The following is an 11,711-nucleotide window of genomic DNA, read 5'->3' on the forward strand; positions in this document are numbered from 1 at the left end:
TTGCGTCAAGTCATTTGGTCCCGAGCCATTTCTTGGCGGCGGCCTCGGCCTTGGCCCGGTCGTCGGCCGGTAAATCGGCCAATTGCTTGTCGAGCTCCGGATCGCCCTTGCCGGCGGTCTTGGCGACGATGTGCCATTTGAACCCCTCGACCTTGTCCACCGGCGTGCCCATGCCGTTGATCAGCACCCAGGCCAGCCGGTTCTGCGCGATGGCGCTGTTCTGGCGCGCCGCCTTGCGGAGCAACGCGACGGCGGCCGGCTGGTTCTTCGGCGTGCCGGTGCCGTTGAACATGGCAATCGCGTATTCGACCTCGGCATCGACATTGTCGGCGAGCGAGGCCGCCTGTAAGAGCCGCACCGCCTTGTCGGGGTCCTTCGGTACGCCGGTGCCTTCCTTGTAGAAGGTCGCGAGCGCGTATTGCGCCTCGGGCAGGCCGGCATCGGCCGCCTGGCGGAGCAGCTCGGCGGAGCGCTTGACGTCCTGCGGCAGCGTCTGCCCGTCGAGATAAAGCAGCGCGAGATTGTAGGCGGCCTTCGGCTCGCCGAGCTTGGCGGCGGACGCCATCAGCTTGACCGCCTCGCTCTTGTCGACCGGTCCGCCACGACCGGCAATGCGCATCATCGCCAGTGCGAACATCGCCTCGCGGTCGCCGGCATCCGAGGCGCGTTTGTACCATTCCACCGCCTTGGCGTAGTCGCGCTTGATGCCCATAGCATTGGCATAGAGCTCGCCCAGCATGGTCATCGCCTTGGGATCGCCGGCCTGGGCGCGGCTGGTGGCGAGATCGAAGGCCGTCTTGTATTGGCCGCGCTGATAAGCGCCGAACACCAGATCGACATTGGAATTGTCGGTCGGGGGTGCGGGGATCACGGTGGCGGCGGGCGGCGGGCTCGGCGATGCCGACGGCTTTGGCGACGGCGTGGCGTCCTTCTTCTTTGTGATCGTGTGCGGCTTCGTCTTTGGCGTTTCTTTGGGCGCTTCTTTGGGCTTTTCGTTGGGTTTTGCGGAGGGCGCGCTCGGAGTTGCCGCCGGCGGAGTGATCTGGAGTTGCGCGGCCGCGGGCGCTGTCAGAGCCAGCGTGGCCAAGAAGGTGATGCGAGAGAGCTTCATGGTCTGCCGCTAGCCGTGCCCCTGGCGCGCGGGGGGAGCCGCATAGGCTTTCTTGATGGCGGCGTCGACCTCGACCAGCGCGGCCTTAGGCCCGCGTGGATCGCCCCAGATGAGATCGCCGACCAGCACGAAATCGGCGCCGCTGCCGGCGAAGTCGTGGGCTTCCGAGAGCGAAGTGGCAAAGCCGACGCAGGGCGGCTCGAACAGCTCCGCCCACCAGTCCAGCCGCTCGGCGATGGCCTGGGCCGACGGCCGCTGGCCCTCTGCATCCGGCTCGCCGAACAGCACATAGTCCGCGCCCATCTCGCCCGCACTCATGGAATCGTGCCGCGTGGTGAGCCCGCCGACGCCGGCGATGCGATCGGGCTTGAGCGAGGGCACCGCCTCTTCCAGCGCGGCGATGCCGGAGAGGTGCGCACCATCGGCGCCGCCGCGCGCGACCAGTTCGCTGTGGCCGTCGATGAGCAGCGCGGCGCCCGTGTTCTGCACGACCGGTGCGAAGGCCTTGATCCGCGAGATCATGGTGCGCTGGTCGGTCTGTTTCAGCCGCAGCAGGACGGCTGCGACATCCGCGGATGCGAGCAGGCCAGGCAACTCGGCGAGGAGCGAGGCGGGATCATCGACGATCGGCGTCGCGAGATAGAGGCGCGGCGCCGGGCGCGGCGGAGGCGATTTGTCCGACAAGTCTAGGCCGCCTTCTTTTCCAGGCTGCTCGTCCATTCGCCCTTCGCGGCAAGGCCGTTCATCCGCGCGCGATGGCTGAAGGCACGTTGCCCGGCTGCGACGTTCTCGGCCTTGCCCGACCAGGCCTTCTGCGGCGCGGCCTGCAATGCGCGGCCGTAGGAGAAGGTCAGTCCCCACGGTAGCGGACCGAGCTTGTGCATCGCGTTGAGATGCGCGGTCGCTTCCTCGTCCGACTGGCCGCCGGAAAGGAAGGCGATGCCGGGCACCGCCGCCGGCACGCAGGACTTCAGGAGCCGCACCGTCTTCTCCGCGACCTCCTCCACGGAGGCCTGCTTTGCGCACTTCTTGCCTGATATCGCCATGTTGGGCTTGAGCACCATGCCTTCGAGCGCGACGCGCTGCACGCGCAATTCCTGGAACGTCTTGTTGAGCACGCGCTGGGTCACCTCAAAGCAGCGGTCGATGTCATGATCGCCGTCCATCAGCACTTCCGGCTCGACGATCGGCACGATCTGCGTGGCTTGGCACAGCGCGGCATACCGCGCCAGCGCATGCGCGTTGACGCGGATCGCCGTCATCGAGGGGATGCCGCTGCCGATATCGATCACCGCGCGCCATTTGGCGAAGCGCGCGCCGCGCTCATGATATTTCTTCAAGCGCTCGGCGAGCTTGTCGAGCCCGACCGTGACGAGTTCGCCCGGGCACATCGGCAGGGCTTGCGTGCCCTCATCGACCTTGATGCCGGGAATGGCGCCGCTCTCCTCGATCAGCTTGATCAGCGGCGTGCCGTCCTTGGCGTCCTGCCAGATCGTCTCGTCGAACAGGATGACGCCGGAGATGTACTGGCTCATGGCCTCCTTCGACCGGAACAGCATCTCGCGATAGTCACGGCGGTTGGCTTCGGTCGATTCCACGCCGATCGCGTCAAAACGCTTCTTGATGGTGCCGGAAGATTCGTCGGCGGCAAGGATTCCCTTGCCGGGAGCGACCATGGCGGTCGCGATCCTGTTGAGCTCAGTCAGATTCATCGAGAGGTCCTCCCAAAACGATTCTGCCCTTGCCTGCGAAAATAGACCGTTCTCGGGCAATTGCCGAGTTAACGTTCGTCGCAGGGTAAAGGGGCATCGGCTGGGGTAGGCGTTGGGCCGGCTGGGCCTTTACCTCGCCCCGCTTGCGGGGAGAGGTCGGAATGCGCGCTGAAAGCGCGGATTCCGGGTGAGGGGGGCTCTCCGCGAATTCGTCCTGCTACCGTGAACGTTGAGGCAGCCCCTCACCCCAACCCTCTCCCCGCGAAGAGCGGGGAGAGGGAGGGATAGATCACGCCACCTTCGGGTCGAGCTCGCCCTTGGCGTAGCGCTTGGCCATCTCGGCGGTGGTCAGGACCTTCTTGATCTTGGAGGCCTGGCCCGCGGTGTTGAACTCCTGGAGCCGTTGCTTGCACAACTTGGTCATCGCCTCCATGGCGGGCTTCAGGTACTTGCGCGGATCGAACTCTTCCGGATGGTCCTTGAGCACTTTCCGGATCTGGCCGGTCATGGCCATGCGGTTGTCGGTGTCGATGTTGATCTTGCGCACGCCGTTCTTAATGCCGCGCTGGATCTCCGACACCGGCACGCCCCAGGTCGGCTTCATCTTGCCGCCATGCGCGTTGATGATGTCCTGGAGGTCCTGCGGCACGGACGAGGAGCCGTGCATGACGAGGTGCGTGTTCGGCAGCTTGCGGTGGATCTCCTCGATCACGTTCATGGCGAGGATGTCGCCGTCCGGCTTGCGGGTGAACTTGTAGGCGCCGTGCGAGGTGCCCATCGCGATCGCGAGCGCGTCGACCTTGGTCTCCTTGACGAACTTCACGGCCTCGTCCGGATTGGTCAGGAGCTGGTCGTGCGACAGCTTGCCTTCGGCGCCGTGGCCGTCTTCCTTGTCGCCCATGCCGGTCTCGAGCGAGCCGAGTACGCCGAGCTCGCCCTCGACCGAGATGCCGCCGAGATGGGCCATGTCGGTCACGGTCTTGGTGACGCCGACATTATAGCCCCAGTCGCCGGGGGTCTTGCCGTCGACCTTCAGCGAGCCGTCCATCATCACGGAGGTGAAGCCGGCCTGGATCGCGGTCATGCAGGTCGCGGGCTCGTTGCCGTGGTCGAGATGCACGCAGACCGGGATGTGCGGATAGATCTCGGTCACCGCGTCCATCATGTGCTTGAGCATGACATCGTTGGCGTAGGAGCGCGCACCGCGCGAGGCCTGGATGATGACGGGCGCGTCGACCTGGTTGGCCGCGTCCATGATCGCCAGCGCCTGCTCCATGTTGTTGATGTTGAAGGCCGGTACGCCGTAATCGTTCTCCGCCGCGTGGTCGAGCAATTGACGTAACGTGATCCGAGCCATCTGTCCTTTTCTCCCGTTTGGGCCTGTCCGGCCGATAGATTACTTGACGCGCAGAACTTCGACGCCGGGCAGGGGCTTGCCTTCCATCCATTCAAGAAATGCGCCACCGGCCGTCGAGACGTAGGTGAAATCGGCGCCCACGCCGGCCTGGTTTAACGCCGCGACGGTGTCGCCGCCGCCTGCGATCGAGATCAGCTTCTTGTCCTTGGTGCGCTCGGCGGCGTGCTTGGCCGCCGCAACGGTGCCGCGGTCGAACGGTTGCAGCTCGAAGGCACCCAGCGGTCCGTTCCAGACCAGTGTCGCGGCATCGTCGATGGCGGCATGGATGCGCGCAATCGATTGCGGGCCGACGTCGAGGATCATGCCGTCGGCCGGAATCGCGTCGAGGCCGTAGGCGTGGGACGGCGCATTGGCCGCGAAGTGGTAGGCGACAGTGGCATCGACCGGAAGGATGATGGCGCAGTTCGCCGCTGAAGCCTTCTCCACGATGCGTAGAGCGGTGGCGGCGAGATCCTTCTCGGCCAGCGATTTGCCGACTGCGACGCCCTGCGCGTGCAGGAAGGTGTTGGCCATGCCGCCGCCGATCACGAGCGCGTCGACCTTGTTGACGAGGTTTTCGAGCAGGTCGATCTTGGTCGACACCTTGGCGCCGCCGATGATCGCGATGACCGGCTTGGTGGGAGCTTCCAACGCCTTCTCCAGCGCCTCGAGCTCGGCCTGCATGGTGCGGCCGGCATGGGCCGGCAGCTTGTGACCGAGGCCTTCGGTCGAGGCGTGGGCGCGATGCGCCGCCGAGAACGCGTCGTTGACCCAGATGTCGCCGAGCTTGGCGAGCTCTGCGACGAAGGCAGGATCGTTCTTTTCCTCTTCCTTGTGGAAGCGGGTGTTTTCCAGGCACAGGATGTCGCCGTCCTTCAGCGCCGCCACGGCGGTGGCCGCGGGCTCGCCGATGCAGTCGTCGGCGAAGGCGACGGGCTTCTTCACGACCTGCGACAGCGCCTCGGCGACGGGCTTGAGCGACTCCTTGGCGTCGCGTCCCTTCGGCCGGCCGAAATGCGCGAGCAGGATGACCTTGCCGCCCTTGTCCGAGAGCTCCGTGATGGTCGGCGCGACGCGCTCGAGCCGCGTTGCATCGGTAACGCGCCCGTTCTCCATGGGCACGTTGAGATCGACGCGCAGCAGTACGCGCTTGCCCTTCACGTCGACGTCGTCGAGAGTGCGGAAGCTGGCCATGTCCTGATCACTCGCTTACTTCGGGGCTAATTCGGGCCCGGCGGCTGGTGCTGTGGCGGATCACCTTCCTGCCGGGTCGTGATCTTCATCCCCTGGCGCACACCGTATGCGATCAACGCGATCAGCACGATGGCGCCGGGGATGCCGATCCAGTGCGGAAGCATTGCGCCTCCGTTACAGCACCTTGCTCATCGCAACGGCGGTGTCCGCCATGCGGTTCGAGAAGCCCCACTCGTTGTCGTACCAGGACATCACGCGCACCAGCGTGCCGTTCTGCACCTTGGTCTGGTCCTCGTGGAAGGTCGAGGAGTGCGGATCATGGTTGAAGTCGATCGAGACGTTCGGCGCCGTGGTGTAGCCGAGAATGCCCTTGAGCTGCTGCTCGGACGCGCGCTTCATCGCCGCGTTGACTTCCTTGGCGTCGGTCGCGCGCTTGGCGACGATCTTGAGGTCGACGACCGAGACGTTCGGGGTCGGCACGCGGATCGCGACGCCGTCGAGCTTGCCCTTGAGTTCGGGGAGCACGAGGCCGATCGCCTTCGCAGCACCGGTCGACGTCGGGATCATCGACATCGCCGCGGCGCGGCCGCGGTAGAGATCCTTGTGCAGCGTGTCCAGCGTCGGCTGGTCGCCGGTGTAGGCGTGGATCGTGGTCATGAAGCCGGTCTCGATGCCGACGAGGTCGTTCAGCACCTTGGCGACCGGCGCAAGGCAGTTGGTGGTGCAGGAGCCGTTCGAGACGACCAGGTGATCCTTGGTCAGCGTGTCGTGGTTGACGCCGTAGACGATGGTGGCGTCGGCGCCGTCGGCGGGCGCGGAGACCAGCACGCGCTTGGCGCCAGCGGTCAGATGCGCGGAGGCCTTGTCCTTCGAGGTGAAGATGCCGGTGCATTCCAGCGCGATGTCGACGCCGAGATCCTTCCAGGGCAGCTTCGAGGGATCGCGCTCGGCGGTCACCTTGATCTTGTGGCCACCGACGTTGATCGAGTCACCCTCGACGGTGACGGTGCCGGGGAAACGGCCATGGACTGAGTCGAAGCGGAGCAGGTGGGCATTGGTCTCGACCGGGCCGAGATCGTTGATGCCGACGACCTCGATATCCTTGCGGCCGGACTCGGCGATAGCCCGCAGGACGTTGCGGCCGATACGGCCAAAACCGTTGATTCCGACGCGGACTGCCATGTTTCGTCTCCTTATGACCGTTCAATGACGTTTGTCATCCCGCGCGACGCGCGTAGCGCGCCGGCGAGGGTTTTTTAGGGCGGACGCCCGGTTCGGCCGGGCGGTGCGTGATCATATGAGAAGTTACGTAGTCCTTTTTCAGGGCAAGCTCAACTCTCAGGAAACGCGCTTCAGCACAGCGTTAACCGCAGCCTCGGCAGTAATGCCGAAGTGCTTGAAAAGGTCCTTCGCCGGCGCGCTCGCGCCGAAGGAATGCATGCCGACGAATTCGCCATCCTGGCCGATCACGGCATCCCAGCCCCAGCGCACCGCGGCCTCGATCGCGACCTTGACCGGTGCGTTGCCGATGATCGCCGCCCGCTTGGCCTCTGGTTGCGCTAACAACAGCTCGAGTGAGGGTACCGAGACCACCCGCGACGGGATGCCTCGTTCGGCGAGCTGCTTCTGGGCTGCAACCGCGATCTCGACCTCGGAGCCCGAGGCGAACAGGGTCGCCTTGGCTTCGCCCTCGGCGGCGACCAGCTCGTAGGCGCCGTGCTGGCAGGGATTTTCGTTCGGCGCGGTGGTGCGGAGTTGCGGCAGGTTCTGCCGCGTCAGCGCCAGCACCGTCGGGCCGTCGATACGGTTGAGCGCAAGCTCCCAGCACTCGGCGACCTCGATGGCGTCGCAGGGACGGAACACGCGCATGTTCGGCATGGCGCGCAGCGCGGCGAGATGCTCGACCGGCTGGTGCGTCGGGCCGTCCTCGCCGAGACCGATCGAGTCGTGCGTCATCACGTAGACGACGCCGGCGCCCATCAACGCGGCAATGCGCATCGCAGGCCGCGCATAGTCGGTGAACACCAGGAAGGTTGCCCCGTTCGGCGCAAAGCCGCCGTGCAGGAAGATGCCGTTCAGTGCCGCGGCCATGCCGTGCTCGCGGATGCCGTAATGGATGAAGCGGCCCTTTGGCGTCTTGGCGGAGAACGCGGTCGCCGACTTCGCCTTGTTGTTGTTGGAGCCGGTGAGGTCGGCCGAGCCCGCCACAAACTCCATCGGCATCGCGGCGGCAATCGCCTCGATCGCCGCTTCCGAGGACTTGCGGGTCGCGGCCGTCAGCGGCTTCTCCAAGAGCTCCTTCTTGTGCGCCCGCAGCGCCTTCGCGAGCGAGGCGGGGCGCTCATGGCGCAAGCGGCGCTCGAACTCGGCGCGCTTGCGGCTGCCGAGCTCACCGAGCCGGCCTTCCCATTCCTGGCGCGCGGCAGCGCCACGGCTGCCGGCTTCGCGCCACGCCTTCAGCACGTCGTCCGGCACAGAGAACGGCTCGAGCGAGATGCCGAGATTCTCCTTGGCGGCCTTGAGCTCGTCGGCGCCGAGCGCCTCGCCATGCGCCTTCGCGGTGCCGGCCTTATGCGGCGCGCCGTAGCCGATGGTGGTGCGGCAGGCGATCAGCGTCGGCTTGTTCGATTTCTTCGCGCGCGTGATGGCGGCGGCGATCGCGGCCTGGTCCTGGCCGTCGATCTTCTCGGCGGCCCAGCCTGCCGATTTGAAGCGCTTCACCTGGTCGACGGAATCGGAGATCGAGGTCGGGCCGTCGATCGAGATGCCGTTGTCGTCGTAGAGCACGATCAGCTTGTTGAGCTTCCAGTGTCCCGCCATCGCGATCGCTTCCTGCGACACGCCTTCCATCAGGTCGCCGTCGGAGGCGAGCACGAAGGTGTGGTGGTCGACGATCTTCTTGCCGAACTCGGCGGCCAGCATCTTCTCGGCCAGCGCCATGCCGACGGCGGTCGAGATGCCCTGGCCGAGCGGGCCGGTGGTGGTCTCGATGCCCTTGGTGTGGAAGTTTTCGGGGTGCCCCGGCGTCAGCGAGCCGAGCTGACGGAAGTACCTGAGCTGGTCCAGCGTCATGTCGGCATTGCCGGTGAGATAGAGCAGCGAATAGAGCAGCATCGAGCCGTGGCCGGCCGACAGCACGAAGCGGTCGCGGTCGGGCCAGTTCGGCGCGGCGGCGTCGAACTTCAGGAACTGTGTAAACAGCACCGTGGCGATGTCGGCGGCGCCCATAGGCAGGCCGGGATGGCCCGATTTCGCCTTCTCGACAGCATCCATCGAGAGCCCGCGGATCGCGTTGGCCATACGGGTGTGGTCGACCTGCGTCATATTGAAAATCCGTCTGAAATGAAGTGCTTGGCGGTGGCATGGAGCCGCATGGGAAGAGCCTGGCGGCCTCTGGGATCGAGGGTGGGGATAGCATCTCGGTTCCGGGAGTCCAAGGCAATCAAACGCCCGTTTGGCCGCAAAAGTTGCTTATCGGTGCATAGTTTCGCAGCGGCGTTGCGCATCGCTTCCCTGCCACGTAAATTTCTGCTTGTAACCGCTTGCCGAACCGAGTCTTTTGCCGGACGGCAGGCCCCGGGGACAAAGGCCACAAGGTTCCGCCGCTGACTGCATGAACGATCGCGTGTCAAACAGTTCCGCCATGACGGAATCGTCTGCTGTCGAGATCGAGATCGCGACCCGCAGACTCATGGCAGCGCTCGATGCGCTCGAAAGCGCAGTCGAACGGCGGCGCGATGCCGATCGCGACGAGAACGAACTTGCGACGCGCATCCAGGCGCTCGGCGCCGATCGCTCGCGATTGGCCGATGAACTCGACGGCGCGCTGGTGAAGGCGCGCAAGCTCGAGCGCACCAATCGCGAGATCTCGGAGAAGCTGGACTCCGCGATCGTCACGATACGTTCGGTGCTCGATACCGGAGAGGATGGATGAGCCACATCAACGTCACCATCAACGGCCGGCAATATCGCATGGCCTGCGAGGAAGGCCAGGAGGTGCGGCTGTTGAAACTTGCCGAAGGTCTGGAAACGCGCATCCAGTCGCTGCGCGGAAAATTCGGCGAGATCGGCGATGCTCGGCTCACCGTGATGGCGGCGCTGACCGCCTGCGATGAACTGGTCGATGCGGGCAACCGCATCCGCACCATGGAGCAGGAATTGAACGAGCTGCGGGATTTCCGCAACGCCGCCGTCGAGCGCGCCCGGATGACTCAGACCGCGGTGGTCAATGCGCTGAATGCCGCGGCCGAACGTATCGAGAAGTCGACCCAGGTCCTGAACCGGACCGTCGGCGGTGGGATCGCGATCGGCTAATTGGGGGCTCGCTGCCCTTGGGCTGGCGATTCGTCAGTATCGTTGTTAGATTGCGGATGCGAGGCTGCGACGCGCGTCAGGAGCCATAATATCCCCGGGGCCTTATCGATCCTTTAGGGAACTGTCCCTGGCCGGGCCCGTGGGCCCGGACATATGGTGCCCACCTACTTTCGTAGGGAACTCCGGGATCGAGTGCTTCAACGGCGTCCGCGGCCTCGCGCTTTTGCTTCCTTCTGGTTCGTGCCTGTCGAGATTTGCGCGTCTAGCTGCGGCGGTTAGGTACAGTGTCATGCCCCGCGAAAGCGGGGCATCCAGTACGCCGCGGCGTTCGAGTGTGAGCATCACCGCCTCTGGAATACTGGATCACCCGCCCCAGTGCGCAAGTGCGCACAAGGCGGGTGATGACATCGGGACCCAGCGCATGACCAACTCCAAAGCCGAACTGCGTGCCAAGGCCCTCGCCAAGCGCGACGCGCTCAGCGAGAAGAAGCGCATCACAGCCGCTGCAAAGCTCGCCAAGCGCGGCCTGCCGTTCACGCCGCCACCTGGAAGTATCATCTCCGGCTATTCGCCAATCCGTAGCGAGATCGACCCCGCGCCGCTGATGGTGAAGCTCGCCGAGCAAGGTGCGCGGCTCGCGCTTCCTTGCGTCACCGCGCGCGGCCAAGCGCTGATCTTCCGAATCTGGTATCCGAACGATCGGCTGATGCTCGGGCCGCTCGGCATTCCCGAGCCGTCGCCCGCGGCCGCCGAGGTCGTCCCGGACATCATGTTGACGCCGCTCGCCGCGTTCGACCGCCTCGGCCATCGCATCGGCTATGGCGCGGGGCATTACGACTTCACCTTCGCGCATTTGCGCAAGACCAAGCACATCATCGGCATCGGGCTCGCCTTCGCCGCGCAGGAGATCGAGGCGGTTCCGGCACTATCACACGACGTCGCGCTGGATTATGTGCTAACGGAAACCGACGTGTTCGATTTCCGGAGTCCTGAAGTTGCGCATTCTCTTCGTGGGTGATGTCGTCGGCCGCGCCGGGCGTACGGCAGTTGCCGAATATCTTCCCGGCATGGTCAAGGATTGGTCGCTCGATTTCGTCGTCGTCAACGGCGAGAACTCCGCCGGCGGCTTCGGCATCACCGAGGCGATCTACCAGGAGCTGCTCGATGCGGGTGCCGACGCGGTGACGCTCGGCAACCATTCCTGGGACCAGCGCGAGGCGCTGGTGTTCATCGAGCGCGCGGAGCGCCTGGTGCGGCCCGCGAACTACCCGCGCGGCACGCCCGGCCGCGGCGCCGCCCTGGTCGAGACCAAGAACGGCAAGCACGCGCTCGTCGTCAACGCGCTCGGCCGTGTCTTCATGACCCCGTTCGACGATCCCTTCGCCGCGCTCGAGCGCGAGCTCGGTGCCTGCCCGCTCGGCGTTGCGGCCGATGCCATCGTCGTCGACTTCCATTGCGAGGCGACCAGCGAGAAGCAGGGCATCGGCTTCTTCTGCGACGGCCGCGCCAGCCTCGTCGTCGGCACGCACACGCATGTGCCGACCGCCGATCACCAGATCCTCGCCGGCGGCACCGCCTACATGACCGACGCCGGCATGACCGGCGATTACGATTCCATCATCGGCATGCAGAAGGAAGAGCCGCTGCGGCGCTTCACGTCGGGCATTCCATCAAGCAGGTTCGAGCCGGCCGCGGGCGTAGCGACGCTCAGCGGCGTCGCGGTGGAGACGGATGATGCGACGGGGCTCGCGCTGCGGATCGCGCCGGTGCGTGCAGGCGGAAGGCTGGAGCCGGCGACACCGCGGTTCTGGTTGAGCTGAACAGCGGCGCCACACATTCAGTGCACCCTCTCCCCTTGTGGGAGAGGGTGGCTTCGCGGAACGCGAAGCCGGGTGAGGGGTCTCTCTCCGCGCTTGACTCTTTCGCATTCGAACTCGCGGGAAGCAACCCCTCATCCGGCGCTTCGCGCCACCTTCTCCCACAG

At 65.5% G+C, this 11,711-nt stretch carries 12 protein-coding genes and 1 other RNA gene; 5 read left to right on the forward strand and 8 right to left on the reverse strand.

The features are described 5' to 3' along the window. Nucleotides 1-10 precede the first annotated feature (10 nt). The 8 genes from MTR72_RS26865 to tkt all read right to left on the reverse strand — a co-directional run bounded on the left by MTR72_RS26865 (nt 11) and on the right by tkt (nt 8,737). Nucleotides 11-1,111, reverse strand: coding sequence for a tetratricopeptide repeat protein (locus tag MTR72_RS26865; RefSeq protein WP_280966766.1), 1,101 nt, complete (start codon nt 1,109-1,111; stop codon nt 11-13). A gap of 9 nt (nt 1,112-1,120) precedes the next feature. Then, entirely contained in the window at nt 1,121-1,795 is a 675-nt protein-coding gene (locus tag MTR72_RS26870; protein WP_280966765.1) for a thiamine phosphate synthase, read from the reverse strand. Between the two features lie 2 nt (nt 1,796-1,797). Further along, complete coding sequence (locus tag MTR72_RS26875; RefSeq protein WP_280966764.1) at nt 1,798-2,823, reverse strand: class I fructose-bisphosphate aldolase; 1,026 nt, start codon at nt 2,821-2,823, stop codon at nt 1,798-1,800. A 289-nt stretch (nt 2,824-3,112) separates the two neighbouring features. Continuing rightward, nucleotides 3,113-4,180 (reverse strand): class II fructose-bisphosphate aldolase, encoded by a 1,068-nt coding sequence (fba, locus tag MTR72_RS26880; RefSeq protein ID WP_280966763.1) that lies wholly within the window; start codon nt 4,178-4,180, stop codon nt 3,113-3,115. 39 nt (nt 4,181-4,219) lie between these two features. Beyond that, nucleotides 4,220-5,413, reverse strand: a complete 1,194-nt coding sequence (locus MTR72_RS26885; protein WP_280966762.1) for a phosphoglycerate kinase — start codon at nt 5,411-5,413, stop codon at nt 4,220-4,222. 26 nt (nt 5,414-5,439) lie between these two features. Beyond that, nucleotides 5,440-5,577, reverse strand: coding sequence for a hypothetical protein (locus tag MTR72_RS26890; protein ID WP_280966761.1), 138 nt, complete (start codon nt 5,575-5,577; stop codon nt 5,440-5,442). Between the two features lie 10 nt (nt 5,578-5,587). Then, nucleotides 5,588-6,595: a type I glyceraldehyde-3-phosphate dehydrogenase gene (gene gap / locus MTR72_RS26895; RefSeq protein ID WP_280966760.1), complete on the reverse strand. Its 1,008-nt coding sequence runs from the start codon at nt 6,593-6,595 to the stop codon at nt 5,588-5,590. A 156-nt stretch (nt 6,596-6,751) separates the two neighbouring features. Beyond that, a complete protein-coding gene (gene tkt, locus MTR72_RS26900) occupies nt 6,752-8,737 on the reverse strand; it encodes a transketolase (RefSeq protein ID WP_280966759.1) in 1,986 nt (661 codons plus the stop codon). A gap of 289 nt (nt 8,738-9,026) precedes the next feature. On the opposite strand from tkt, the gene MTR72_RS26905 reads away from it, so the two are divergent. The 5 genes from MTR72_RS26905 to MTR72_RS26925 all read left to right on the forward strand — a co-directional run bounded on the left by MTR72_RS26905 (nt 9,027) and on the right by MTR72_RS26925 (nt 11,547). Next, a complete protein-coding gene (locus MTR72_RS26905) occupies nt 9,027-9,347 on the forward strand; it encodes a DUF4164 domain-containing protein (protein ID WP_027553872.1) in 321 nt (106 codons plus the stop codon). Next, complete coding sequence (locus MTR72_RS26910; protein ID WP_279373040.1) at nt 9,344-9,727, forward strand: cell division protein ZapA; 384 nt, start codon at nt 9,344-9,346, stop codon at nt 9,725-9,727. Before MTR72_RS26905 ends, MTR72_RS26910 begins: the two co-directional genes overlap by 4 nt. Before the next feature lie 58 nt (nt 9,728-9,785). Continuing rightward, a non-coding RNA gene (gene ssrS, locus MTR72_RS26915) (6S RNA) lies at nt 9,786-9,947 on the forward strand. A 201-nt stretch (nt 9,948-10,148) separates the two neighbouring features. Beyond that, nucleotides 10,149-10,745 carry a 5-formyltetrahydrofolate cyclo-ligase gene (locus MTR72_RS26920; protein WP_280966758.1) on the forward strand — a complete coding sequence of 199 codons (597 nt, stop codon included), beginning with the start codon at nt 10,149-10,151 and terminating at the stop codon, nt 10,743-10,745. Then, a complete protein-coding gene (locus tag MTR72_RS26925) occupies nt 10,723-11,547 on the forward strand; it encodes a TIGR00282 family metallophosphoesterase (RefSeq protein ID WP_280966757.1) in 825 nt (274 codons plus the stop codon). Before MTR72_RS26920 ends, MTR72_RS26925 begins: the two co-directional genes overlap by 23 nt. The last annotated feature ends 164 nt before the right edge of the window (nt 11,548-11,711 follow it).

The organism is Bradyrhizobium sp. ISRA442 (genome assembly GCF_038085055.1).
Classification (GTDB): Bacteria; Pseudomonadota; Alphaproteobacteria; order Rhizobiales; family Xanthobacteraceae; genus Bradyrhizobium.

What these genes read in the sequence shown, in the direction of transcription:
- MTR72_RS26865 (WP_280966766.1), bottom strand. Translation starts at nt 1,111, where the DNA reads ATGAAGCTCTCTCGCATCACCTTCTTGGCCACGCTGGCTCTGACAGCG.
- MTR72_RS26875 (WP_280966764.1), bottom strand. Translation starts at nt 2,823, where the DNA reads ATGAATCTGACTGAGCTCAACAGGATCGCGACCGCCATGGTCGCTCCC.
- fba (WP_280966763.1), bottom strand. Translation starts at nt 4,180, where the DNA reads ATGGCTCGGATCACGTTACGTCAATTGCTCGACCACGCGGCGGAGAAC.
- MTR72_RS26885 (WP_280966762.1), bottom strand. Translation starts at nt 5,413, where the DNA reads ATGGCCAGCTTCCGCACTCTCGACGACGTCGACGTGAAGGGCAAGCGC.
- MTR72_RS26890 (WP_280966761.1), bottom strand. Translation starts at nt 5,577, where the DNA reads ATGCTTCCGCACTGGATCGGCATCCCCGGCGCCATCGTGCTGATCGCG.
- gap (WP_280966760.1), bottom strand. Translation starts at nt 6,595, where the DNA reads ATGGCAGTCCGCGTCGGAATCAACGGTTTTGGCCGTATCGGCCGCAAC.
- tkt (WP_280966759.1), bottom strand. Translation starts at nt 8,737, where the DNA reads ATGACGCAGGTCGACCACACCCGTATGGCCAACGCGATCCGCGGGCTC.
- MTR72_RS26905 (WP_027553872.1), top strand. Translation starts at nt 9,027, where the DNA reads ATGAACGATCGCGTGTCAAACAGTTCCGCCATGACGGAATCGTCTGCT.
- MTR72_RS26910 (WP_279373040.1), top strand. Translation starts at nt 9,344, where the DNA reads ATGAGCCACATCAACGTCACCATCAACGGCCGGCAATATCGCATGGCC.
- MTR72_RS26920 (WP_280966758.1), top strand. Translation starts at nt 10,149, where the DNA reads ATGACCAACTCCAAAGCCGAACTGCGTGCCAAGGCCCTCGCCAAGCGC.